The sequence below is a fragment of the Kaistella gelatinilytica genome, from assembly GCF_015679325.1.
Lineage (GTDB): Bacteria > Bacteroidota > Bacteroidia > Flavobacteriales > Weeksellaceae > Kaistella > Kaistella gelatinilytica.
On sequence record NZ_JADPVI010000002.1, the window covers coordinates 176,111 to 199,349 of the forward strand.

18 protein-coding genes and 1 tRNA gene are annotated in these 23,239 nt (G+C 32.3%); 7 read left to right on the forward strand and 12 right to left on the reverse strand.

Features of this window, described 5'->3' with window-relative positions:
• Nucleotides 1–91: 91 nt before the first annotated feature.
• The 3 genes from IV494_RS08100 to IV494_RS08110 form a co-directional block, all read right to left on the reverse strand.
• Complete coding sequence (locus tag IV494_RS08100; RefSeq protein WP_196079661.1) at nt 92–631, reverse strand: hypothetical protein; 540 nt, start codon at nt 629–631, stop codon at nt 92–94.
• A 103-nt stretch (nt 632–734) separates the two neighbouring features.
• A complete protein-coding gene (locus IV494_RS08105) occupies nt 735–2,999 on the reverse strand; it encodes an AAA family ATPase (RefSeq protein WP_196079662.1) in 2,265 nt (754 codons plus the stop codon).
• A gap of 164 nt (nt 3,000–3,163) precedes the next feature.
• Nucleotides 3,164–3,682 carry a hypothetical protein gene (locus tag IV494_RS08110; RefSeq protein ID WP_196079663.1) on the reverse strand — a complete coding sequence of 173 codons (519 nt, stop codon included), beginning with the start codon at nt 3,680–3,682 and terminating at the stop codon, nt 3,164–3,166.
• Between the two features lie 290 nt (nt 3,683–3,972).
• On the opposite strand from IV494_RS08110, the gene IV494_RS08115 reads away from it, so the two are divergent.
• Genes IV494_RS08115 through IV494_RS08125 form a run of 3 tightly spaced genes read left to right on the forward strand, consistent with a single transcriptional unit; the run spans nt 3,973 to nt 5,160 of the window.
• On the forward strand, nt 3,973–4,446 hold the full coding sequence (locus IV494_RS08115; RefSeq protein ID WP_196079664.1) for a thermonuclease family protein: 474 nt from the start codon (nt 3,973–3,975) through the stop codon (nt 4,444–4,446).
• Complete coding sequence (locus IV494_RS08120; protein ID WP_196079665.1) at nt 4,404–4,826, forward strand: hypothetical protein; 423 nt, start codon at nt 4,404–4,406, stop codon at nt 4,824–4,826. The genes IV494_RS08115 and IV494_RS08120 overlap by 43 nt, the downstream gene beginning before the upstream one ends.
• A gap of 58 nt (nt 4,827–4,884) precedes the next feature.
• Nucleotides 4,885–5,160, forward strand: a complete 276-nt coding sequence (locus tag IV494_RS08125) for a hypothetical protein (protein WP_196079666.1) — start codon at nt 4,885–4,887, stop codon at nt 5,158–5,160.
• A 91-nt stretch (nt 5,161–5,251) separates the two neighbouring features.
• Here the strand turns inward: IV494_RS08125 and IV494_RS08130 are convergent, their stop codons facing one another.
• The 7 genes from IV494_RS08130 to IV494_RS08160 all read right to left on the reverse strand — a co-directional run bounded on the left by IV494_RS08130 (nt 5,252) and on the right by IV494_RS08160 (nt 12,148).
• Nucleotides 5,252–5,812: a hypothetical protein gene (locus IV494_RS08130; protein ID WP_196079667.1), complete on the reverse strand. Its 561-nt coding sequence runs from the start codon at nt 5,810–5,812 to the stop codon at nt 5,252–5,254.
• A 69-nt stretch (nt 5,813–5,881) separates the two neighbouring features.
• Entirely contained in the window at nt 5,882–6,241 is a 360-nt protein-coding gene (locus IV494_RS08135; protein WP_196079668.1) for a hypothetical protein, read from the reverse strand.
• Between the two features lie 18 nt (nt 6,242–6,259).
• Nucleotides 6,260–7,177, reverse strand: coding sequence for a hypothetical protein (locus tag IV494_RS08140; protein WP_196079669.1), 918 nt, complete (start codon nt 7,175–7,177; stop codon nt 6,260–6,262).
• 328 nt (nt 7,178–7,505) lie between these two features.
• Nucleotides 7,506–8,708, reverse strand: a complete 1,203-nt coding sequence (locus tag IV494_RS08145; RefSeq protein WP_196079670.1) for a phage integrase SAM-like domain-containing protein — start codon at nt 8,706–8,708, stop codon at nt 7,506–7,508.
• A gap of 197 nt (nt 8,709–8,905) precedes the next feature.
• A tRNA-Phe gene (locus IV494_RS08150) sits at nt 8,906–8,978 on the reverse strand.
• Nucleotides 8,979–9,064: 86 nt separating this feature from the next.
• The gene (locus IV494_RS08155) at nt 9,065–10,903 is read right to left on the reverse strand and encodes a lysophospholipid acyltransferase family protein (RefSeq protein ID WP_196079671.1); all 1,839 of its coding nucleotides are present in this window, start codon (nt 10,901–10,903) and stop codon (nt 9,065–9,067) included.
• A 6-nt stretch (nt 10,904–10,909) separates the two neighbouring features.
• Entirely contained in the window at nt 10,910–12,148 is a 1,239-nt protein-coding gene (locus tag IV494_RS08160) for an aspartate kinase (protein ID WP_196079672.1), read from the reverse strand.
• 263 nt (nt 12,149–12,411) lie between these two features.
• On the opposite strand from IV494_RS08160, the gene fbp reads away from it, so the two are divergent.
• The 3 genes from fbp to menC all read left to right on the forward strand — a co-directional run bounded on the left by fbp (nt 12,412) and on the right by menC (nt 15,051).
• The gene (gene fbp / locus IV494_RS08165) at nt 12,412–13,422 is read left to right on the forward strand and encodes a class 1 fructose-bisphosphatase (RefSeq protein ID WP_039351818.1); all 1,011 of its coding nucleotides are present in this window, start codon (nt 12,412–12,414) and stop codon (nt 13,420–13,422) included.
• A 185-nt stretch (nt 13,423–13,607) separates the two neighbouring features.
• On the forward strand, nt 13,608–14,021 hold the full coding sequence (locus IV494_RS08170) for a GNAT family N-acetyltransferase (protein WP_196079673.1): 414 nt from the start codon (nt 13,608–13,610) through the stop codon (nt 14,019–14,021).
• Nucleotides 14,022–14,043: 22 nt separating this feature from the next.
• Nucleotides 14,044–15,051, forward strand: coding sequence for an o-succinylbenzoate synthase (gene menC, locus IV494_RS08175; protein WP_196079674.1), 1,008 nt, complete (start codon nt 14,044–14,046; stop codon nt 15,049–15,051).
• Nucleotides 15,052–15,080: 29 nt separating this feature from the next.
• Here menC and IV494_RS08180 read toward each other — a convergent pair whose 3' ends face one another.
• Both IV494_RS08180 and IV494_RS08185 read right to left on the reverse strand, forming a co-directional pair.
• Nucleotides 15,081–19,295: a T9SS type B sorting domain-containing protein gene (locus IV494_RS08180; protein WP_196079675.1), complete on the reverse strand. Its 4,215-nt coding sequence runs from the start codon at nt 19,293–19,295 to the stop codon at nt 15,081–15,083.
• A gap of 333 nt (nt 19,296–19,628) precedes the next feature.
• On the reverse strand, nt 19,629–20,453 hold the full coding sequence (locus IV494_RS08185; protein ID WP_196079676.1) for a sensor histidine kinase: 825 nt from the start codon (nt 20,451–20,453) through the stop codon (nt 19,629–19,631).
• A gap of 911 nt (nt 20,454–21,364) precedes the next feature.
• Between IV494_RS08185 and IV494_RS08190 the strand changes: the two genes are divergently transcribed.
• Nucleotides 21,365–23,038 (forward strand): glutamine--tRNA ligase/YqeY domain fusion protein, encoded by a 1,674-nt coding sequence (locus tag IV494_RS08190; protein ID WP_196079677.1) that lies wholly within the window; start codon nt 21,365–21,367, stop codon nt 23,036–23,038.
• Nucleotides 23,039–23,239 lie beyond the last annotated feature (201 nt).

Genomic DNA, 23,239 nt, shown 5'->3' on the forward strand with positions numbered 1-23,239 from the left:
GAGATATCTGTTCAAATATTTTTCAATTTCAATAAAAACTAGCTCGTTTTGCATAACAAAACTATTAAACTTTCTTATGCGCTGTTTTTGATCAGAATTCTTGTCTCCATTCTTTAGTTTTGTCTCCTTTTTTATAAACCTCGATAAGACAAATTCTATTTTTAATATCCAATTCCATGTAATAACCTACTGCATAGCCACATACATATATAGGCAAGGTTTTGCCATCATTCGACCAAATTTCGTCATAACTTATTTTAGTTAAAGCTTTAAGTCTATTTTTGTCACTTTTTTTATGATCATCACTTCTGTTTGACTTTTTCATTTCAATTGCTATCAAATTATCCGCTTTTTTATTGTGACCTCTGCTATGAATAATAATATCACAATTAATCGTAATTTCATTGAATTCATCATTCAATATAGTTTTCAAACTGCCATTTCTGTTTCGATTGTATTCCGGGTCAACAAAATAGCCAGGTAAGTTAATATCTTTTAATTTGTCATTTAAATGAATAGCAAGTCTACCGCATAAGTTTCTTTCGTTGACATCATTTAAAATATTCTGTAGATCTGCCTGTAAGAATATAATACTTGCGTCGTGAAATAATGTATCTAAAATTTGCTCCATATAAGGGTGTGTTTGTATATTTTAATGGTTGTTGCTAAATGCTAGCAAAGTGAAAAAAATATCTCGCAATTCGAGGTGTTGGCTAATTTTAATTTTCAATTAATTAGTCCATCATCATTTCGTAATGATTTTTCCCAATAAATTCAAATATTTCTCTAAATACATCAAATAACAATTGTGGTTGCTCACTACTAATTTTCTGGTAATAGATACCATCTAATGCTGTTACTCTATGACTTTCATCATTAAGGGATGCTATAAATGCATATTTTATATAGTATTCTGGACTTTGTCGATCATCACCTAATATTGAACTCCATGCATCATTTCCTATTCCAATGAAGTGTACATAACTTTCGATTATTCTTCTCATAGAATTTGCAATTAAAATATTTAAGTTAGAATCTTGCGGAAGATTGGCTTTTAATTCCTTGATTGCGTCCCATAACATAGCATAATCGTCTTTAATAGACTTATTATATCGTCCAGAAATATTAGAATTATTATTTATTTTCGATATTTTAAAATGCCAATAATCGGTACACATCGGTCTTTTATCAAAAGAAACTTCTTTATAAAAGTATAGATTATGTGTGAATATAAATACCTGCGCAATATTTTCATTTTTAAACATTTTTTTATTTACGTTATCATTTCCTTTTCTAAGTATTAATTGGTGAATTAAGGATGAAACTACAAATAATGCTTGACTATCTAAGCTAGATACTGGATCATCAATTACTATTATTTTCTTTTTTGTACCATTATTGACTATGTCGTCCGTCCCTAAACATAATTGATAAAAATATAAGAATGAAATAAAACTTTTTTCTCCTTCACTTAATGTCCTGAAAATTTGCTCATCACTACTTGAATTAGGTCTTTTTAAATAATATTGTGAAATATTATTGACCACCTCTTTTTCTTCAATTTCGAAACTTTCGAATCCTGAAGTATTTAGTATTACATTAATATTCTCCACTGCATCTTGCGTAGTTACAGTTAATTGTCGCAATGCGTCAATTTCTTGTCTAGTAATTATTATGTTTTCGTCATAAATAGCAATCATCTGATTTGCAAGTGAATATATTCTCTCATATTTACATTTTTTTATTTCAAACTCTTCAATCCTATTTTTACAGTTTGCTGTCATAAATATCCAAACTTTAGAAATTAAATTACTTTTATTTTGATCTAATTCTATTAAACACTGGTTGTTGGCCTTGATTTTTTTTATTATTGTAGATAGTCCACTTTTAAGTGTATTAATAGAAGTTATTTCCTTCCGCTCATTTGAATTTTGAATTTTATTTGTAACAGAATCGATATTTGAATTAAATAATTGTTGCAATTGTAGATAGACATTAGATACAATATTATCCAAATTAAAAATATTTTGAATCGCTATAATATTTTCTAAAATAGAATTTGTTTTAATTTTGTATTGACTAAGTAAATATTCTATTCGCTGAATTTGTAATTTTGACGTTTCATCAAAATATTGATCGAATTGAATTCTCAATTCAGCATCAATAGTTTCTTTTTGACAAAAAGGGCATATTGAATCATTTTCGTTTAGCAGTTCTACGCCTGTTTCTACCCAGTTTCTAGAATTCAACGCTTTTATTAGAGAATCTATATTTACATCTTCATTTCCAATTATAATTTCATTAAGAAGAGGTTGTAGTTCTTTTTCTAAAACCCTTAAATCTCTATACAAAGTAGAATTTACAGTTACTTCAATTTCTGTCAATTCTTTTTCATATAAATCATTATAGTTAGATGTCAATTCTGCAATTGTAGGTAGGGTATTTGGTACAGAATCTTTAAGTTCTTTAAGTTTATTAAGATGATTTGGTCTACTACCAGAATAGTCAAGATTTAGTTTTGACAATGGTGAAAAAGCATTTCTTTCTGTCCAACAATAGCTGAGCAGTTCTGTTTTTTTCGCCAGTTCATTATCCTCGACTTTTGGAATTAACAACTGCTTACTTAACTTTTGATCCTGCAATTGTCGAATTGTAGTGTGCTTCTCTGAAATCTGCCTATCAATTATCTCATTAGTTTCATTTAATGAGAAAACGCCCCTTAATAGTGAGTTTTGATTAAAATTAACATCAATGAAATTTTCATCATACACTAATATTTGATGATTTGCTGAGTCATATCCATTATTGGTGCAACTACCATAGTCGGTAATGGCGTTAGGTGGTGAACTTTGAGTTAAGTTACTAAGATATTTAGCAATAGTTGATTTGCCCGAACCGTTCGCGCCAAAGAAAAAATTAACTTTTTTTAAATCGGGAATTTCGACTCCATTTTCTGCATCGTATGATGCAATGTTTTTAAGTAGGATATTTTTAATCATCTTTATATTGGAACTATAAGAAGGAGTAAATAGTTTTTATTTATTGTAGTGTCACTGATTATTTTTAAACTTCTTATTGTTTATTGTAGTGTAAAATTATTTAAAGTATACGCTGTATTCAGAATAGATTTTTATTCAATACTTTTCGCAACGGGCGATTTGTTTTAGAAATCTTTCTGTGCTTTTTTTCTTGAAACTATATAGTCAATAGTACAATACAGATTATCATTACGCAAATTTGAATATTTTACTTGCAGTAAAATTTCATCTCCATTCCACAAATAGACCAAGTCATTATTATCGGCGGTTAAAAAATAAGGTTTGCCGAATTCATTTTTGAAAAAATTTAAAATTACCTTATAATTATCTGGCTTTTTTAAAACAATGGAAATTCTTTTTACATTATCATATACATCAGAAACAATAAATATGTTAAGTATTTCTGATCCAAATATAGTTTTCGTAGTTGAACTGGTATATAGGTAAACATCATCTTCCGTGATCGGCATCATACTGTAGTTTTCAATATCTTTTCTTATCTTGTAAATATTAGCTTTGTACTTTGCTACATTCTCACCTATATGAATTTCTTTAAATCCTTTATGTTTATTTAGATCGATTAGTGACTGACTACACAAATATGTAAAAGATAAAAGAAAAAAAAACGAAAAACCTAACTTCATATTACTTATTTTATTATTAAAACTTATTTAAAACAAAGATAATGTGTTTTGTAATCAATTTCCTTGTCTTTATCATATTATAAAATTTAAAAAATGTTATAATATGAAAAATGAAATTTTTTTTGAAAATTAATTGGTGATCGAAGTAATTTAAATATTTATATTGCTTTTATGCATAAATTTATAAAAGTTACGTATAAATCTATATTTGTCGTAATAAATGGAGAAACTGCGTATCCAAGTATATAAAATATGTTGTGTTTTTAATATAACGTTTAAATAAATCTCAAATGAAATATCTACTAATTATATTTTTGTGCGTCACTATTTTTTATACAGCTCAAATAAATGCAAAGGTAATCCATGTCAAAGATGGTGATACTGTCGTGGTATTATTAGAAGATAATATCCAGAAAACTTTGAGGTTAGCCGAAGTAGATTGTCCCGAAAGCGGTCAACCTTTTGGTAAAAATGCAAAAGAATTTACGTCTACTCAAATATTTGGAAAACAAATTACATTTATAGCTACGGATGAAGACAGATATGGTAGAACCATAGCGAAGATCTATTATGAAAATAAATATCTTTCCGAGGAAATAATTAGAGCAGGATTTGGTTGGTGGTACTATCAATATTCGAAGGATAAAAACTTAGGTATTCTACAGAAACAAGCAGAAGATAAAAAGATTGGTTTATGGCAAGATAAAAATGCTGTGTCACCGTGGGACTATCGAAAACAGCAAAGAGCAGTTTCGCAATTTTAAAATTAAATTATCGATTAGAAAATCTTGAAAAGATATATGAAGAAATTAAATCTGCTTGGCTTAATGCAGCTGATTTAGGTGAATATATTAAAAGTTCTTATCGCTTAATTTATAAATTTTGCATCGGATTATATGTTTTTGAAGAAAGTGAATTGAAGATTTATAAAAGGTATAAAATTTCTGAACAAAATGCTGAATCGCAAACCATTAATGACAAAGATTTCAAATATATTTTCATATTACTATGTTCTTTAAAATCACATGAAATTTTTGAACTTCTAAACTTTATCGTTTTACCAACAGATATTCCGTCGTTTACTGAAACGTCTATATTACGAGAGATTCAAATAACTAAAAGTTTGAAAGGAATAACAAATTGATATAAAATATAGCACAATCTCCTCTGTTTTTGATAGAATTCATATCTACATTTGCATAATGAAATTGCACGCAGTTATAAGGGAGAGTGTTGATCTTAAAAAAGGAGACATTCCACAATCGATAATCGTAGAATTTGTCGGTGACAAACAAAAACAACATTTTGAAATATTTTGTCATCAGTTTGATCCTTACTACCACAAAATTAGAAAATGGGATACCTGGGAATTAAATATAAGATGGGATAGTGAAATTTTTATCGATCCTAAAACGCAAGTTAAATCTTATTTCACTCACCTAATTTGCACAGAAGCAGTTCCTGTTTTTCAAATGTAGAATAGGAATTTTTAAAACTAAATCTTTCGGAAATACTAGACAATTCGCTGATAGATAATCCAAAAATTCACTAAGTGAGTTTAGGCACTATTTAAAAAGTAAGAAGGAGATTAAAAATTTTATTTTCAAATATTGAAATCATATTTTTTCGCTTTTTAAAACATTGTAATTCATACACGGATTTTATCTTTAAAGCAGTTTTCGAAATTACCATATAGTCCAAAATAGTCACTAAATCTTCTTCATCAAAATATTTAATATCCTTCGATAAATAAGTATTGTCTATATGATAATAATTATCTCTTATGATAATTTTAGAATTAAAAGTATAAATCTGATTTCCTAGTTTTGAATAATGGTTTCCAATTATTGGAGTTTCTAAATTGAAAGATTTTACTTCTGTGTAATTTTGAGGTTTCCGATTTGAATTTTCCACTATTTCAACATTATTTAAAATAGCACATTCTTTTTCAAGATTTTCTATAACATATTGCTCAACATCTTTTTTATCTATTGTAGCCCAAAATCGTTTAGGATTGTAAAAAAAATGCAAGTGAATATTATCATCCAAACAAAAAAAATGATCGCTGATAAATAATGTATTACTGTTCGAGTGTTTTTCTAATAAGTTTTTTAAATTATTAATCTGCATTTTTTAAAACTTTAAATAGAGTTAAAAATTTTTTAAACGTATAAAATACTCAAAGAATGCAATACTATATCAATTATACAGTACTAAGCCTGTTCGAGAAATTACCCGAATAATCATTACTCTATTTGATAATAATCTTACTAAAAATTCATCTTTCCCTTTAATCGTCATAACTTCAGAATAATCCTCTCCACTACTTGAAATTCCTTGTTGAATCGCACTCGAAATTTTATAAAATTGTTTTTTGTTATTTCTTATAACGGTGATTTTCCTCATATCAAAATCAAAAATCACCTTTGAATTGGACTTTAATATTGGCGATAGTTTCTCGTTATCAATTTTACTATATAGAGTGTAATTCATAATGCCTTTGTTTTGTGCAAATGCTAAGGTATTTATGAGAAGGAAAATAAGCAGTAATTTATACATTTCAAGTTATTTTAGGAATTATAAAGTTTGTATCGAATTTTTTTTAAGCTGAATTAACTTATTTTTCCTATTCTTGTCTCTTGCTAAGTTTTCTTTTTCAGCAATTTCGTGCGTAATTTTATTTATAATTTCTTTAGAATTTTTATTTTGAATTAATAAATAAGAACTTAAAGAAATTGTCTTTAAATCATCGTCTGGAGATAAATAACTTAGATCTTTTGGCGAAACGGACAGGAAATAAATCAAGCGATTATTTTTCCATTCCAAATCAATAGAAGTGAGTTCATTATTATTTTGTGTTTTATTATATTGCTTATGAATCTTATTAATATTATCATCAAAATCACCAAGTATTTTTTGTGGCTTTCTCCCCGAAATAAAATACTCAAAACTATCAGGATCTCCAAATGCTGATCTAAAAATTTGAATAAAACTATTAAATTTTAATCCTCTAGAAAAATTTCCAGTCTCATATTCAGCCTTATTTATTTGCCAACTCTCCGTTTGATTAACCGATATTTTTTCTAGCAAATTATTAACAAATATTAAATTTATGAACATTATGCTACCTGTTCCTGATTTTAAATTAATCGATTTGGGGATAAATTGAACTTCTTTGTAATTAAAACTACCAACATTAGTGTCTAGCAATATTTTGGTTTCACTGTCAAAGAAAAAATCACTATAATGTTTACCAATTTTTAATCCATTAAATCCATTAAAGATATCCAGATTCTCCCTGTTTTCAACATTAATAATTTTTACTTTTTGATTCAAAAGAGTATATAAGGATTGTTTTCCACTTTCTTGGGGCATATCGGCAAATTTAACAGTATCATGCACTTTATCTGCTTTTGATTCTATAAGTTGTTCAGATGCTTTTTTAGATTTAGTACAAGATGCGATAATTAAAAGCAATATTATTAAAGTTTTCATAACATATTATTTATTTCTAAATCTAAAATTATAAGAATTCACCATTTTATTTGTAAACTTTTTATTATTTACCTCAATAAATTACAAATATATAAATTTCTTCAGGTACTTTTGTAGATACTATCGCTATCATTCCTAAAAAAGTAATTTTTTAATAAAGTCATCGTCTTTTTATTACAATATTATCAGCAAATTCACCCCAATCACAAATTTTTGTAATTTTTATGCACCCGCACAAAGGGTACGATTGAAAAAACAACGACCCGACCACCAAAATTTTTCGCCATACACCACCATTTTCTTTTGGTAAAAAAACCATCGGTTTTAATTATTTTTCCCAAGCTATCAATAATTTTTCTGCAATCATTTCTTTGCTGAACTGCACATACTTTTTAAAAGATTTATAATCTTTATGTCCCGTAATTTCCCTTACAAATTCTTCACCCATTCCATTTACTAAAGAATTAGTGACAAAAAAGACTCTTCCATAATGCATTGTAAGATAATCACACGCACTTTTTTTAATTACAATATTTTTGCTTCCCGAATGTTTTGTGAATTCGATAACACTATTAAATCCAATCTCTGCAAACATTTTTTTTATTTCCCTATTACAAAACTGATTTGTCGGCACTTTGATGCGACCATACATTTTGATTTGTTTATCAATAATTTCTTTTGAAACCTTCATTAATGGAATATCAAGATTTTCCTTCGTTTTCTGAATATGTACTCTAATAAAATCATCAACAATATTTTCGGGTTTTAAATTTTGAATATCCACAAACCTTAAACCGGTATAACAACTTAAAATAAAAATATCCCTCACAATATTCTGATATTCGTCCCCAAAATCTGTGATTCTCAATTTCTCCACAACATCTGCATTAAGTTTAATCTTTTCAGAATCGTCCTTAAATACTAAAAACTTTTTGTAAATAATGTTGGTATGGAATGACCTTTCCTTAGACCATTGCATAAAAGTTTTTAGTAGTTTAATGTACTTCCCAATTGTGGAGTTTAAAAAACCCTTTTCATAGAAGTATGCTAGTAAATCATCATAAAAACTCAAATCAATCATATCAAAAGTAATCTCCAGATTTTCTTCCTCACCAAATGCTTTTAAATGCTTTTTACAAGTGTTAAATGTTCTAATAGTGTTAACAGACTTTGAGTCTTTCCCTATTTCTATAAATTCATTGAAAATATCAAAAAAAGATTTACTAATTGTTTTAGGTTTAGGCTTTATTCGATTATCAAATTCCTTCTCCAATATATCTTTGGATAATGGTATATTCTTTAGCAAATACTCCCTTTCAATTTCTTTGAAAATATTTACAACCTTATCAATTTTTAGATTTTTAGATTCGGAATCAGCGGCGAGTGTTTTTACTTTTACACCTGTCCAATTTGACGGTTTAATTTTTACACCTGTTGATCGCTTAATTCTTTTACCGCTTAGTGATGCAGTAATATAAAGCATTGTTTCGGTGGTTTTGTGTGGTTCTTTTAAGAAAAATCCTATGTTCATTATTTAATTATTTAAAGCAAAAGTATAGTTGCTTCACTTCAATATCAATGAGAGGGATTATCTAGGGACACAATAGGGACAGAAAAGGTATTAATTTGTTTAAATACTACTTAACATCTCTTAAAAAACAAACCCCCTTAAACGTAATGTTTAAAGGGGTTTTCTGTAACTTAAAGTTAATTTGAATTTAACTTTTGTGGTCTCTCCAGGAATCGAACCAGGGACACATGGATTTTCAATCCATTGCTCTACCAACTGAGCTAAGAGACCTTTCGTTAATTGAGTGGTGCAAAAGTAACAACTTTATCCTTATCTCACAAATCATTTGTTAAAGTTTTCGTCGGAAAACCCTAATATTATTGATTATCAACGTCATTATTTTCTTCTTTTTGAATTTGCTCACTCATTTCTTCCAATACGGGCTTGATTGTACTCTCCGGAAGTTCACTAATTCTAATATACATCAACCCATCAATTGCATCATTGAAATTAGGATCTACATTGAAGGAGATCACTTTTGCATTTTGTTTGATGTATTTCTTGATCAAAACAGGTAATCGCATTTGAGGTTCCAGATCATCGATTATTTTATCGAGTTTGTTAAGATCAGATTCTACGCCGTCAAAAAATAAATGTTTGTCGCGCTCTTTCAGCATTACTTTAAATTCCTTTTTCGGATGAATATATTGTGCAACCGCCGAATCGTAGTAATTCGAACGCATAAATTCGATCATCAAAGATTTCGAAAACTCTGAGAATTTATCAGAAATACTTACTCCGCCCATCAGAAATTTATGTTCCGGATTTCGCAGACAGACATGTACAATTCCGCGCCACAAAAGAAAAAGCGGCAAAGGTTTTTGCTGATATTCGGTAGAAATATAAGCTCGTCCCATTTCTATGACCTTGCGGAAGAAAGGTTGAAGTTCGGGATCAAATTCAAAAAGGGAACTCGTATAAAACCCATCAATGCCGTGATTTTTCATCACTTCACTTCCTAATGCCATTCGGTATGCGCCGGCTAATTTTTGAGCTTTATTATCCCAAAGAAAAAGATGGTGATAGTATTCATCGTACTCATCCAGATCAAAAGGAAGGTTACTGCCTTCTCCGATCTTTCTGAAAGTAAGTTCCCGCTGTCGCCCGATCTCGCGCATAATGGAAGGAATTTCAGAATAAGAGGCGAAAAAAACTTCATAAATCCCATTTCTGAAAAGCATTTTTTCTTTCTTGTATAAATCCTCAATATCCTTAATTAAATCTTCCTGCGGCGTCTCATCGATGATATTGTGCACCACATTTTCCTCTTTCGTCAAGGGAAAATTAAGTTTTAAATTAGGCAGTTTCAGCTGATCAGCAATCGACCTTCTTTTTTCATAGTAGGATTTGAGCATGTAAATTTTCTTCTGCAGAAAATCGCCCATTTCTTCAATGGTATCATAGTCTTCCAGCACTTTTAATGATACCGGCTTTCCGATTCTGATTCGAATTGGCTGTTCCCGGTCGCGCATCATTTCGGTAGGCAACATCAAAGTTTGCAGATCGGGATGAATTTTGGCAAGCTGATAAAAAATATGGCTGTTTTTTGCATGAAAATACATGGGAACAACCGGGACTTTCGCCATTTTAATTAATTTCAATGCGGCTTTTTCCCAGGGTTTATCCTGAATTTCGTTGAATTTATTATTTCGGTTTGAAACTTCTCCTGCCGGAAAAATCCCGACGCAACCCCCAGTTTCTAGATGTTTTAAAGTTTCCCGCATTCCCACCGAACTGTTTCTGACCTCTTTTCGATTTTCAAATGGGTTTACAGGAATGACGAAAGGTTTCATGGGTTCGATCTTCTCTAAAAGAAAATTTCCCATAATTTTAAAATCAGGCCGAATTTCGGTAAGAATTTTCGTCATCAAAATTCCATCAATTCCACCCAAAGGATGATTAGAAACCAAAATAAAAGGACCTGTTTTCGGTATTTTAGCCAGATCCTCCGTAAAAACAATATATTTTAAATTCCTTTGCCGCACGAAAGAATCAAAAAAATCTTTACCAACTTTATCCTTCAGGGAATCGTAAAGTCTGTTGACTTCATTGATCTTGGTTAAACTCATCATCGCCGACGCGACAGCATTTTTTAAGAATCCTATTTTATCCAGACCAGACGCTTTTATTAAATCACTTTTAGAAATAAGACTCATTGGTTATTAGTTAGTTACAACTTGTATTGTTTTTTTGGAAATCTGCTCTAATAAAATATTTTTGTTTTCATAGAACTTATTTAAGTCCTCTAATTTAGCATTTCTTACGGTAAAGAGCGACACGTTTTTCACGACCTCTGAATTAAAGTTGATCTGCAGCTCCTGATTGAGATCATCAATATGATCGTATTTATCTTCCACACACAAAACGAAGGAGATCGCCGACGTCTGCATCAGGGAAATCGTGATTTTATGTTTTGCCAAAAGTGCGAAGATCTGACTCAAATGTTCCTCTGCAATAAAAGCAAAATCCCGCGTAGAAATACGCATCAAATTTTGATTTTCTTTTAAAATATAGGTTTCCTGATTTTCGTTTTGCTCCGAAGATCCTACTTTCGTTCCGGGTTTTTTGGGCTCCAGAAAAGACTTCACATAAAAAGGTATATTTTTCTGCTTTAAAGGTTGCAAAGTTTTTGGATGAATTACCGATGCACCGTAATAAGCCATTTCTATCGCTTCTTCGTAAGAAATATTGGATAAAAGATTTACATTTTCAAATTTTCTGGGATCACCTGTCATTACGCCGGGAACATCTTTCCAGATCGTCATCGCTTCTGCATTTAAACAATAGGCAAAAATCGCTGCTGAATAATCAGAACCTTCCCGACCCAAAGTCACTGTGAAATTATTCGCTTCTGAACCGATAAATCCCTGCGTAACAAAACACGTATCGTGATCTAATTCCGAAATTTTTCGTTGCGTTTCTTCCCAGTTGATGTTTCCTTCCCGATAATTGCTGTCAGTTTTTATATAATCCCGCGCATCGAGCCAATGATTTTTGAACTGGATATCATTTAAATATTCACTCAAGATTTTGGAGGAGATCATTTCCCCACAACTTACAACCTGATCGTAAACGAAATTATAATTGGGTGATTTATTCCGGCGCAGAAAAGATTCGATATCATCAAAAAATAAAGAAATTTCCGAGAAAACCGGATGATGTTCCTGAAACAAACCCTTAGAAATTTCGAGATGGTCTTGCTTTACTTTTTCGATCTCAGTTTGATAGTCTGTCTTATCAAAATAATTTTGAACCGCCTTTTCCAAAGCATTTGTTGTTTTTCCCATCGCCGAAACAACAAGAACACAATTTTCAAAACCTTCCGATTCTAAAACAAGAGATACATTTTTCACCCCTTCCGCATCTTTCACCGATGCGCCACCAAACTTAAAAACTTTCATTAAACATTTAATTATTAATAGTTTACAATTTCAAAACCTCCTTTTTAAGAATGGTAATAAAATTCAAAAATATCATTTTAAGGCGAAATAAAAAAATGGACATTATTAATAAAAAAAGTAAGGTTCCAAATAAGTTCTCCAGAAACGCACAATTATTTAAGCATTGACTCCAAATAAACCTGTTTTCCTTGATTTTTCTGAAAAGAAAAGCCGAAAGATTCAAAGATATTTCCGAAATTTGTAATTATCCAAAAAGCAAAAAAATGTCAGAACAAAATTTTCAGACGCTCGGTGAATTTATTATTGATAAGCAGGAAGATTTTCTGTATTCCACAGGTGAACTTTCCCGCCTCTTAAGTGCAATTCGACTCGCTTCGAAAATGGTCAACCGCCAGGTAAACAAAGCCGGAATCGCAAATATCATCGGTAAAGTGGGCAGTGAAAATATTCAAGGTGAAGAACAGCAAAAATTAGATGTTCTGGCAAACGAAATTTTTATAGAAGCTTTGTCACAAAGAGAAGTTGTGTGCGGGATAGCGTCTGAAGAAAATGATGATTATATAGAAGTTAAAACCGGTCCGAACGCACATTTAAGCAAATATGTAGTGTTGATCGATCCTTTAGATGGTTCTTCAAACATCGATGTAAACGTTTCTGTAGGAACAATTTTCTCCATTTACAGAAGAGTTACAGAACCCGGAACTCCCGTTGGAATCGAAGATTTCTTACAAAAAGGAGTGAATCAAGCTGCTGCAGGTTACGTCGTTTATGGGTCGTCAACAATGATCGTTTATACGACCGGAAATGGCGTGAATGGTTTTACCCTCGATCCAAGTTTGGGAACCTATTATCTTTCTCATCCAGCCATGAAATTCCCGGAAATAGGAAAAATTTACTCTATTAACGAAGGAAACTACGCCAAATTCCCACAAGGCGTAAAAGATTATATCAAATATTGTCAGGAAGAAGAAAACGACCGTCCTTACACGTCTCGCTACATCGGAAGTTTGGTTTCCGATTTCCACCGAAATATGATCAAAGGCGGAATTTATATTTACCCTTCAACTTCGCAGTCACCGAACGGAAAACTGAGATTATTGTACGAATGTAATCCAATGGCTTTACTGGCAGAACAAGCCGGCGGAAAATGTACCGATGGATTTAGAAGAATTCTCGAGATAGAACCAACAGAATTGCACCAAAGAGTTCCATTTTTCTGCGGAACAACAGAAATGGTAGAAAAAGTTGAGGAATTCATGCAGAAATATAAATAATTCTTTCTTTAAATCATTTTTTCAGGAGCTTTAACCCGCTTTCCCCTATATCTTTTCCTTTTTTCCTAAAAAAAAAGAAAAAGGATGCCGTTGCAATCGGGGCTATTTTAGCATGTAAATTTTATTAACAAATCTTGGTGCGAAATTTTAAGATTGAAAAAGCGACCGAAAAAAATCATTTAACGTTGACAGAAATCACCGTTGACGGCAAAGCTTTTTGGGGTTTTTCCAGAGAAGAATTATCAAAATGGAAAAATGAATTAACAATTACGCCCGAATATATTGCAGAAAACGAAACCTATAATTTAGTCTTAGATTCTTCAATAGTTGGTTATTACTCCTTTCTTAAAATAGATGAAAACACGCTTCTGCTAGATAATTTATTTTTATTTCAAAATTTTATTGGTAAGGGTTTCGGCAAATTATTAATGCAGGATTTTTTGAAACAAGCAAAGAGTTTAAATATTTCAAATATTATTCTGGAAGCTGAACCCAACGCAGAAAATTTCTACAAGAAATTTGGCTTTTCGACTTATGATCAGCGCGAATCTGTAATCAAAGGCCGTTTTCTACCGAAAATGAAGTTAGATCTTACCTGAATTTTTTTTCAAATAATTCTCCATGAAAAAAGCAACTTTTAAAAATTACATTCTCAATTTCAAAAATCCCAGCGGAACTTCGCGCGGCGTTCTCAATACTAAAGAAACTTTCTTTCTGGAAATTTCAGAAAATGGTAAAAAAGGCATCGGCGAATGCGGTCTTTTCCGAGGTTTAAGTTGCGATGATGTTCCTGAATACGAGGAAAAATTACAATGGCTTTGTGAAAATATCAATAAAAATAAAGAAGTTATTCAAAAAGAATTGCTTCATTTTCCCTCCATGTGGTTTGGTTACGAACAGGCGATCTTAAATTTAGAAAATGGGGACGATTTATATTTTCCGAGTGAATTTACGGCTGGAAATTCTTCCATAAAAATCAACGGATTGATCTGGATGGGAAATGCAGATTTCATGCAGCAACAGATCGAAGAAAAATTAGACCAAGGCTTCGACTGCATCAAATTAAAGATCGGTGTGGACTGGAATTCTGAAAAAGAGATCATAAAACAATTGCGACAAAAATTCCCAAAAGACCAACTGGAATTAAGAGTTGACGCAAATGGTGGATTTAGTTTTGAAGAAGCAAAAATCGTTTTACAGGAACTTTCATACTTAGGAATTCATTCCATTGAACAACCCATAAAAGCTGGAAATCTACAGGAGATGAAGATCCTCTGCAAAGAAACTCCAACACCGATTGCTTTGGATGAAGAATTAATTAGAATTGTTGATTTAGAAGAAAAGAAAAAGTTGTTAGAAGAAATCAGACCGCAATATATTATTCTCAAACCTTCTCTCATTGGCGGCTTCTCCGGAAGTGATGAGTGGATCTCTTTGGCAGAAAGTCTGGGAATTGGTTGGTGGATCACCTCCGCTTTGGAAAGCAATATGGGTTTGAACGCCATTGCACAATATACTTTTACCAAAAACCCTGCGATGCCGCAAGGTTTAGGAACCGGTGGATTATTTACGAATAATTTGGAAACACGTCTATATCTGAATGGCGATCAACTTTCAATAAAAATTTAGGAAAATATTTAAAATTAAGTTATAAAATTCTAGTTCCTGTTTTTCACCAAGACCCAGCCGGTGTACGTTCTGCCATCAGGTAAAGTGATCTGATACCAATATGAACCGGTATTCACCAATCGTGAATTAAATGTTCCGTTCCACACAAAACGACTTGCGCTGTCCTGTTCAAAAACTTTAACCAGGAATCGGTTAAACACTTTCAAATTTGCAGATTTCCCATTGAAAACATTTAAATCATCGATGATCCACGTATCATTGTATCCATCTGCATTGGGAGTAAAAGCGTTTCTGATATTTAAAATAACGCCTTCCTTGGAATTTGGAAGACAGTCTGATCCCTCAAATTTCACGTAAAATGTGGTGACGCCAAAAGGAAGATTGGTAAAAACATTATTTTCCACAAAATTGATCCCATCTTTTGAGTACAAAATTTTATGACTTCCTGTAGCAATAACCGTAATGGTGTTCCCATTTGCGATTAAATCTGTGATCACAGGGATTTCAAATACCTTAACATTAAACGTGGTCGAAAATGTACAGCCATTTGCCGCGCTCACATTTATTTTATAAAGCCCGGCAGTTTTTACGCCTAAAAGTTCTTTGGTTTTAGAAACAACTTTTCCTGTAGGATCCAGCCATTCAAACGTCACGATATTCAAATTTGAAAAATCGGGTTTAATATCTACGAAGCTTTCCGGACAGTAATTATAGTTAGGTAAAGTGAACATCGGCGTCTTTTTCAAGCTTAAATTTATTTCAGCTTTCTCAGGACAAAATCCGGGAGACATGATTTTTACAAACACCTTTTGTACTCCAGAATTCTCATTATAAAGAAAAGCTTTCGGCGAGTTTATTATATGAGTATTATTATTGAGATCGAGTAAACTTGGATAATATTCGAAAGTTGCAGGACGATACAAAGAACTTTCAAATTGGGTTAAATCAATATTTTCTGTCCCATCGTTTCCTACATCACAAGTATTAGTAACAGTGAAAGGTCCATCATTGATCAGTTTTACTTTCTGGCCTAAATTTAAATCTACAGAAGCAGTATCAAAACATCCTGGAATATTTTGCACGCGTACCCAAATTCTCGTCACTGAAGCATTAAAAGTAAATTTGTCAGGATTTAAAATAGGATTAACATTTTGATCAGCTTCGGCTTTAGTATAAAAAAATGTAAAATGATTATCAGCACTTTGCGTGTAGATCATACCTGATGTAAATTTAGTCAGATCAACATCGTATAAACCATCTAAATTATCATCACAAATCCCTGATATTTTAGAGTTTAAAGCTTTGGGAGGAATGTAAGTTTGTAATTCAATAGAAGTGACAGAAAAACAAAATGTAGTTTTTGACGTAAATCTTACCCAAACTTTAAATCTTGAATGAGCCGTAATTACAGGCGAAGTGATCTGGGTAGAAGGAATGCCATTGTTTGCTTCCAGCTCCGTTTTATAATACGTAATATTTATATTTCCGAGCAGGATTGAATTTTGAGCCTGAGAAAACAAGTCCGGGATCGCGTCACTGAGCGTAAATGATTCATTCAGATTAAAATCAAAATCACATTTCTGAAGCACTGCAGGTTTGATGACAATGACCGGCAAAAAATTTAAAGTAATATTGATGGTACTGACAGAATAACAACCGCCATTTCCATTAGAGACTTTCGCGTAAACGGTACTTTTATGCTGGGAGCTAAATGTGGTGGGATTTGCTATTAATCCAGATAAAGAATTGCTCGCAGCATCGTAAGTTTGATAGTATTGAAACGAAACCGGCGCAGTATCTGCGTAAATTTCATTTTGCAAACCCGTGAGATCAAAAGGTTCATGACCATCATTATTATTATCACAAACCGAATTTTTAACCACCTCAACTACCGTTTTTACAGTCGGCGTTAGAACTAACTTTAAATTAATTTCAAAAACATTGGAGCAAACGTAAGATACTATTTTTACAAATAATTTAGTTCCGTTTTGAATATTGTACGTCGTTAAAGGATTGTTATTATTTTCCGCATCAGTCTGACTAATAAAATAAGAAACGGTAGCATTTTGCGATCCGACGATCATTTTATTAAAACCGGAGAGCGTCGTATTTTCCTGGCCATCATTTTCAAAATCACATATTTCAAACTGGGTCTGATGAATAATAACATGAACTAAATTAATCTCAATTTCCTTTACGGCGTAACAGCCAGTTGAATCTTCAAATCTCACGTAGAAACTTGTTCTCACTAAATTTCCGTCTTTAGTTATGGTCTGTAAATTAGATATAGGATTCTGATTATTTTCTGCATCCAAAGAGGTTTTAAAGTAAGAAACACTTATACCAACCGGTGACTGCAAAAGCATGGCGGGCGAATAATCTTTTAGATCAACCGTAACATCCTCAGTACCATCAAAACATCTGTAAACAGAATCGTCTTTTGCCTCGACATAGGTAAAAGTAACATCCATATTTACGGTGGCAATACTGAAACATCCACCGGGAAACTGTACTCTGACAAAAACGGGATATTTCCCTTTGATAATATCTTTGATACTGCTGCCACTTCCTGAATAAGCTTCCTGATACGATCTGTAAAAACTTAAAATTACATTTTGTTCTGAGGTTACCAATGGTCCAATAATACCCAAGTAATCAAAGAGTTCAACAGAATCATACTTAAAATCACAGGTAGTATATGTAAAACTTATTGGCGTATTTACCACCGGACTGGCTATAAAAGTGATTTTTACAGGACCGAAAATCTGGCTACAAGTCGTCGTGTCATATTTTACATACAATTCGATATTATTCACAATATTCGCCGTTGATACTTCACCAACATTATTGGCAGCGTCTTGAGCAGATAAAAAATAATGGATCGTACCCGTGATAGGAGCAGAAAATAGTTTCGAATTGAGCGACGAAAGCTGATAACTGCTTTCCACGCCGTCATTATTAATATCACAGATCGCCAATGTATTAGTAAGCAAACTGTTTGAAAGTAATTTTAAATTTAACTCCGCAGTCCGGAAACAGGACGGATCAGAAAGGTTTTGAACACGTACAAAAAAAGTTTTGTTACCGGAAAGCACAAAAGTTATAGGTTGCGGATTATCGCCGCTTTGTGCTTCTGCCAAAGAATTATGATACGTAAAAATAAAATTATTTGCATTTTGAGGAGTGAGATCGCTCTTATAATCTTCTAAATTGATGTTTAATGAATTAGTACCACACAGAACAGCTGTAAAATCCTTTGTCAATGGGTAATCTGGCGCAAATGTAACATTTGTACTGGCTTCTAAAGTATAATCAAAATCTCCGCACATCGGGTATTTTACTTTTACCGTATAAACTTCATTTTTTTCGGGACAAACATTTACCGTATTACCCGCACCAATTGATTCATTTTTTGAATTAAACCATAAAATTTGCGGCGTGATCGCCGAACCTGAAGGAGTGAATTTCCATGCTTCATTCTCCGCTGTCCAAATACCTGTATTCCTTCCCGGCGGAGAATATCCAACGGTTCTGTCTTCATTTATAATTCCTATTAAAGAATTTTTAAATTTTGCAGAAGGACATAAAAGTGGCTTATTTTTCACAAAAACTTCGATACTGTTTGAACCTTCAGATAAGACAATTTGAGAGGTAGCAGTTTCGTTACATCCAACAATTCTACCTTTATAAAAATTGACGATTAGTTTACGACAGGGCGCCGTACCAGTAATGCTGTAATAAATCTCGGAATCATCATTAGGAGAAAAAACGATATCACTGAAAGCACCAAAAATACTGCTTTTGTGGAGCGAGGTATTCGGGTTTAAATCTTCTACATTAGGATAATTAATGTTTCCAAGTTGAGAAACATCAAATGATATAACGCCATTGGTTCCTATTATGACTGAGTTGTAGTTATTTCCAAAAAAACAAAAATTAAAAGGGATATCTACTTTGGTAAAAAATAAATCATCACCATTCGCATGAAGTGCAGTTCCCGCGTTAAAATCACCGTAAGGCGTAAAGGTTTCGGAGGAAACATTGTATGAATCAGTTTTATTAAAAACCGGGATCTCGGTTTTCAGTTGAAAACATTTTCCATTGAGCGGATAGCTGCAGTTAATGACTGGGTTTTCATTTCCTAAAGCATCTGTTATTTTCGCACCTGCACAAAATTGCTGACCTAATAAAGGACAGCAGTTTAATAAAAAGGTACAAATAAGAAAAAATAGTTTTGTCTGCATATTACAGTTATTTTTTGTTGTTACCTTTCAAAATTTGTGTTTGGGCGGGATATCAGTGAAGATAGTGAACTAAATTACTCGCAGAAAACCAGTTACTTTATAAAAGCAGGAGTTTCAATTTGAGCTTTTTAAGAAGACGATAATTTCTATAAATAGAAACGTCGATTTAACATAATATTAATTCGACTCAAAAGTAGTATTATTTTTTACAATACAAAATAATCCCGGTGATTTTATGAATAAAGATTTAGAGATCAGGTTTTCAAATAAAAACCCCTGTGTCTATAATCACATTTAAAGAATTGTTACGAAGAGCTAAACATCATATTTAAGTCAAACCTTTTCGACATTTTTGATGCTATCTTGATCATTTTGAAGATCTAAATTTAATCTTACATGTAGGCCTTTTTCTGACGGAACAAAATTTAAATTTCCACACAGCGCAACCATTCTGGATTTCATATTTTCAATTCCATCTCCGTAAGCTGCATCCGGCGTGATCCCTACTCCATCATCCTTTATATCAACCGTGAAAATTTTGCCATCTCTATTGAAATGAACCTCTACATTCTCGGAGTTACTGTGCTTGTAAACATTATTGAGCGCCTCTTTTATGCACAGATATAGGTTTCTGCGCGTATCTGCGGAGATGTGATCATAACCAACTTCCTCTTTAAAAATATGTACTTTAATATTGGTTTTTGCAAAAAAGTTTTTGGCGTAATGGCTTATTCGCTGGGCGAAATTTTCCAAATTGTCATCTCCGACTTTCAAATTCCACAGGATTTGCCGCATTGAAACATTTAATTCATCGCAAGTTTGCAGCAACTCCTCAATATTCTGACTGATTTTTATATCGGTCGTTTTTTGTTTAATAAACTGGGTTTGAAGTTTCAAAGCAGTAATTCCTGATCCAAGATCATCGTGTAGATCATGGGAAACACGGTCATGCTCACTTTGCATTTTTTTTCGGTAATCGATCTCCTGTTGTAAAAGCTGAGTTCGATATTCCATTTCTTTCAACCTTTCTTCTTTGCTGAAGATCATTTGCCGGCGGTAATACAGAACAATGATAAAAATTAAAAATACTACAATTATCACCATCAAAAGAATAGCAATAATTATGGAAAATTTAATTTCGACCGGTAAAGCTCTCATTTCATTCTAATATTTACGGGTAACTGCAATAAGAAAGAATACATAAGTTAAGACGACTGATACTTTAAAAATATCATCTAAAACGACTAAAAAAGAATAGTCATTAGCTGCAAGCCAATGCATAAGGGTAATTCTGAATAAAAAAATAATGCTCCAGAAAAGCAGTGCTGTACTTACCCAAAATGCCTGCTTTTTCAAAATATAAACTTTCTGCACATTCCTTATTTGATCAAAAAGCCAAAAAAGTGCAAGTGTAATATAAAATACGGCGACCGTTACGCCGAGGGCTATCGAAAAAGAATATTCAGAAAAAATTATAAATACAACACTAATGACCGAAGCCAATACGCCTAAACTAATAATTAGTTTCTTTTGCTTCTCAATTTGTTTTGCGTAATAATAAGTAAAGTACCCAATGTAGAAAAAGGAAGCGGCCGTATAAATGTGATTTATTTCTACCTTGAAAAAATAAGTCGTAGTCTCGATAAGTGCTACAATAAGAAAATACACGAAAATGTAGGAATAATCTCTTTTTCGATGGAAAAAAGAAATTAAGAAGCAGAGATAAAGAAGGATGATATATGTAATTGATACAGCAGCAACAAACATAGATTTACAATTTCATAAATTCTTTTCTTTAAAAATTACTCGTTTAACTAAAATTACAAACTTTCGCAGACTACCAATACGATTTTTTTAATAAATATTATCGGGAATACAAGACAATTTAAACTTTCGCATAAAATTAAAACTATTTTTTTGTATTTTGATTGATAATCAAAAATAATTAGCTGAAATCATTCATAATTCATCAATTGTACGTAATTAGAACTCAATGTTGTGAAAAAATTGAGATTGCAAGTTTTTCTTTCCCTCAATAATCTGTAAATTTGCGCACTACAAGAAAAACAATGGAAGAAGATAAAAAACCCCTCAATTTTATTGAGCATATAATAGAAGAAGATATTGCAGCAGGTTTCCCGAAAGAGAAATTGCGTTTTCGTTTCCCGCCAGAACCGAATGGTTATTTGCATATTGGTCACACCAAAGCGATCTGTATTAATTTTGGTCTGGGCGAAAAATATGGCGCACCTGTAAATCTTCGTTTTGATGATACGAATCCTGAAAAAGAAGAACAGGAATTTGTAGATTCGATCAAAGCAGATATCGATTGGTTAGGTTTCAAATACGATCAGGAATTATATGCCTCTGATTATTTCGACCAATTATATGATTGGGCAGTTCAAATGATCAATGACGGAAAAGCTTACGTAGATGAGCAATCTTCAGAAATAATTTCAGAACAAAGAAAAAATCCCTTCGAAGAAGGTGTTGATTCGCCTTTTAGAAACCGTCCTGTAGCAGAAAGTTTAGACCTTTTTGAGAAAATGAAGAATGGCGAATTCGAAGAAGGTTCGATGTCGCTTCGTGCAAAAATTGATATGAAATCGCCGAATATGAATATGCGCGATCCGGTGATGTACAGAATTTTGAAAAGACCTCATCACAGAACAGGCGATCAATGGAAAATTTATCCGATGTACGATTGGGCACACGGAGAATCAGATTACATTGAACAAATTTCGCACTCATTATGTTCCCTGGAATTCGAAAATCACCGTCCACTTTATGATTGGTATTTAGATCAGGTTTATAAAGAAAATTCGGTAAGAAATAAACAGCGCGAATTCGCAAGAATGAATGTTTCTTACATGATCACTTCCAAAAGAAAATTACAGCGTCTGGTTGCAGAAAATGCAGTTACAGGTTGGGATGATCCCAGAATGCCGACGATTTCCGGAATGCGAAGATTAGGTTTCACTCCAACTTCTATTAAAAACTTCATTGAAAGAGTTGGTGTTGCGAAAAGGGAAAATTTAATAGACATTCAGTTGCTTGAATTTTTCGTGCGCGAAGATCTAAATAAAATTGCAACAAGAGTAATGACGGTCGTAGATCCTGTAAAACTGGTGATCACGAACTATCCGGAAAATGAAGAGGAATATTTAGAAACCGAAAATAATCCGGAAGAGGAAAATGCCGGAACGCGGGAAATTCCTTTTTCAAGAGAACTTTATATCGAAAGAGAGGACTTTCAGGAAGAAGCGAATAAAAAGTTTTTCCGCTTAAAATTAGGTGGTGAAGTCCGTTTGAAATCTGCTTACATCATTAAGGCAGAAAGCGTAGACAAAGACGAAAATGGGAAGATCACAACCATTTACGCCACTTACGATGAGAAAAGCAAATCAGGAAGCGGAACAGAAGAAAGTTTGCGGAAAGTAAAAGGAACGTTGCACTGGGTTTCTGCAAAACATGCGATTCCTGTGGATATCCGAATTTACGACCGACTTTTTACCACGCCACAACCAGATGCAGAAAAAGAAAATGATTTCATGCAATTCATTAATCCAGAGAGTTTAAAAACCGTAAAAGGATTTGCAGAGCCGAGTCTTAAAAACGCAGAAATAGGACATCCTTATCAGTTTCAAAGAATTGGTTATTTTATGAAAGACAGGGATTCTACCGCGGAAAATATGGTTTTTAACAGAACGGTTACTTTGAAAGATTCTTTTAAAATTGATTAGAAACGTTTACTAATAATTGAAAACTTCGGATTATCTCCGGAGTTTTTCTTTTGTAAAGGAAGGGGAATTAATTACCGCGATAATTTTAAAATTCTCTTTTGGCAAAGTTTAAATCTTTGACAGTGAGTTGCAACTGCATTAAACTTTAAACTTTAAACTTTAAACAAGATTTAAACAACCGCTTCAAAAAAATAGTTCTGT

Coding starts and splice junctions, on each gene's coding strand:
- IV494_RS08100 (WP_196079661.1), bottom strand. CDS start 631: ATGGAGCAAATTTTAGATACATTATTTCACGACGCAAGTATTATATTC.
- IV494_RS08105 (WP_196079662.1), bottom strand. CDS start 2,999: ATGATTAAAAATATCCTACTTAAAAACATTGCATCATACGATGCAGAA.
- IV494_RS08110 (WP_196079663.1), bottom strand. CDS start 3,682: ATGAAGTTAGGTTTTTCGTTTTTTTTTCTTTTATCTTTTACATATTTG.
- IV494_RS08115 (WP_196079664.1), top strand. CDS start 3,973: ATGAAATATCTACTAATTATATTTTTGTGCGTCACTATTTTTTATACA.
- IV494_RS08125 (WP_196079666.1), top strand. CDS start 4,885: ATGAAATTGCACGCAGTTATAAGGGAGAGTGTTGATCTTAAAAAAGGA.
- IV494_RS08130 (WP_196079667.1), bottom strand. CDS start 5,812: ATGCAGATTAATAATTTAAAAAACTTATTAGAAAAACACTCGAACAGT.
- IV494_RS08135 (WP_196079668.1), bottom strand. CDS start 6,241: ATGTATAAATTACTGCTTATTTTCCTTCTCATAAATACCTTAGCATTT.
- IV494_RS08140 (WP_196079669.1), bottom strand. CDS start 7,177: ATGAAAACTTTAATAATATTGCTTTTAATTATCGCATCTTGTACTAAA.
- IV494_RS08145 (WP_196079670.1), bottom strand. CDS start 8,708: ATGAACATAGGATTTTTCTTAAAAGAACCACACAAAACCACCGAAACA.
- IV494_RS08155 (WP_196079671.1), bottom strand. CDS start 10,903: ATGAGTCTTATTTCTAAAAGTGATTTAATAAAAGCGTCTGGTCTGGAT.
- IV494_RS08160 (WP_196079672.1), bottom strand. CDS start 12,148: ATGAAAGTTTTTAAGTTTGGTGGCGCATCGGTGAAAGATGCGGAAGGG.
- fbp (WP_039351818.1), top strand. CDS start 12,412: ATGTCAGAACAAAATTTTCAGACGCTCGGTGAATTTATTATTGATAAG.
- menC (WP_196079674.1), top strand. CDS start 14,044: ATGAAAAAAGCAACTTTTAAAAATTACATTCTCAATTTCAAAAATCCC.
- IV494_RS08180 (WP_196079675.1), bottom strand. CDS start 19,295: ATGCAGACAAAACTATTTTTTCTTATTTGTACCTTTTTATTAAACTGC.
- IV494_RS08185 (WP_196079676.1), bottom strand. CDS start 20,453: ATGAGAGCTTTACCGGTCGAAATTAAATTTTCCATAATTATTGCTATT.
- IV494_RS08190 (WP_196079677.1), top strand. CDS start 21,365: ATGGAAGAAGATAAAAAACCCCTCAATTTTATTGAGCATATAATAGAA.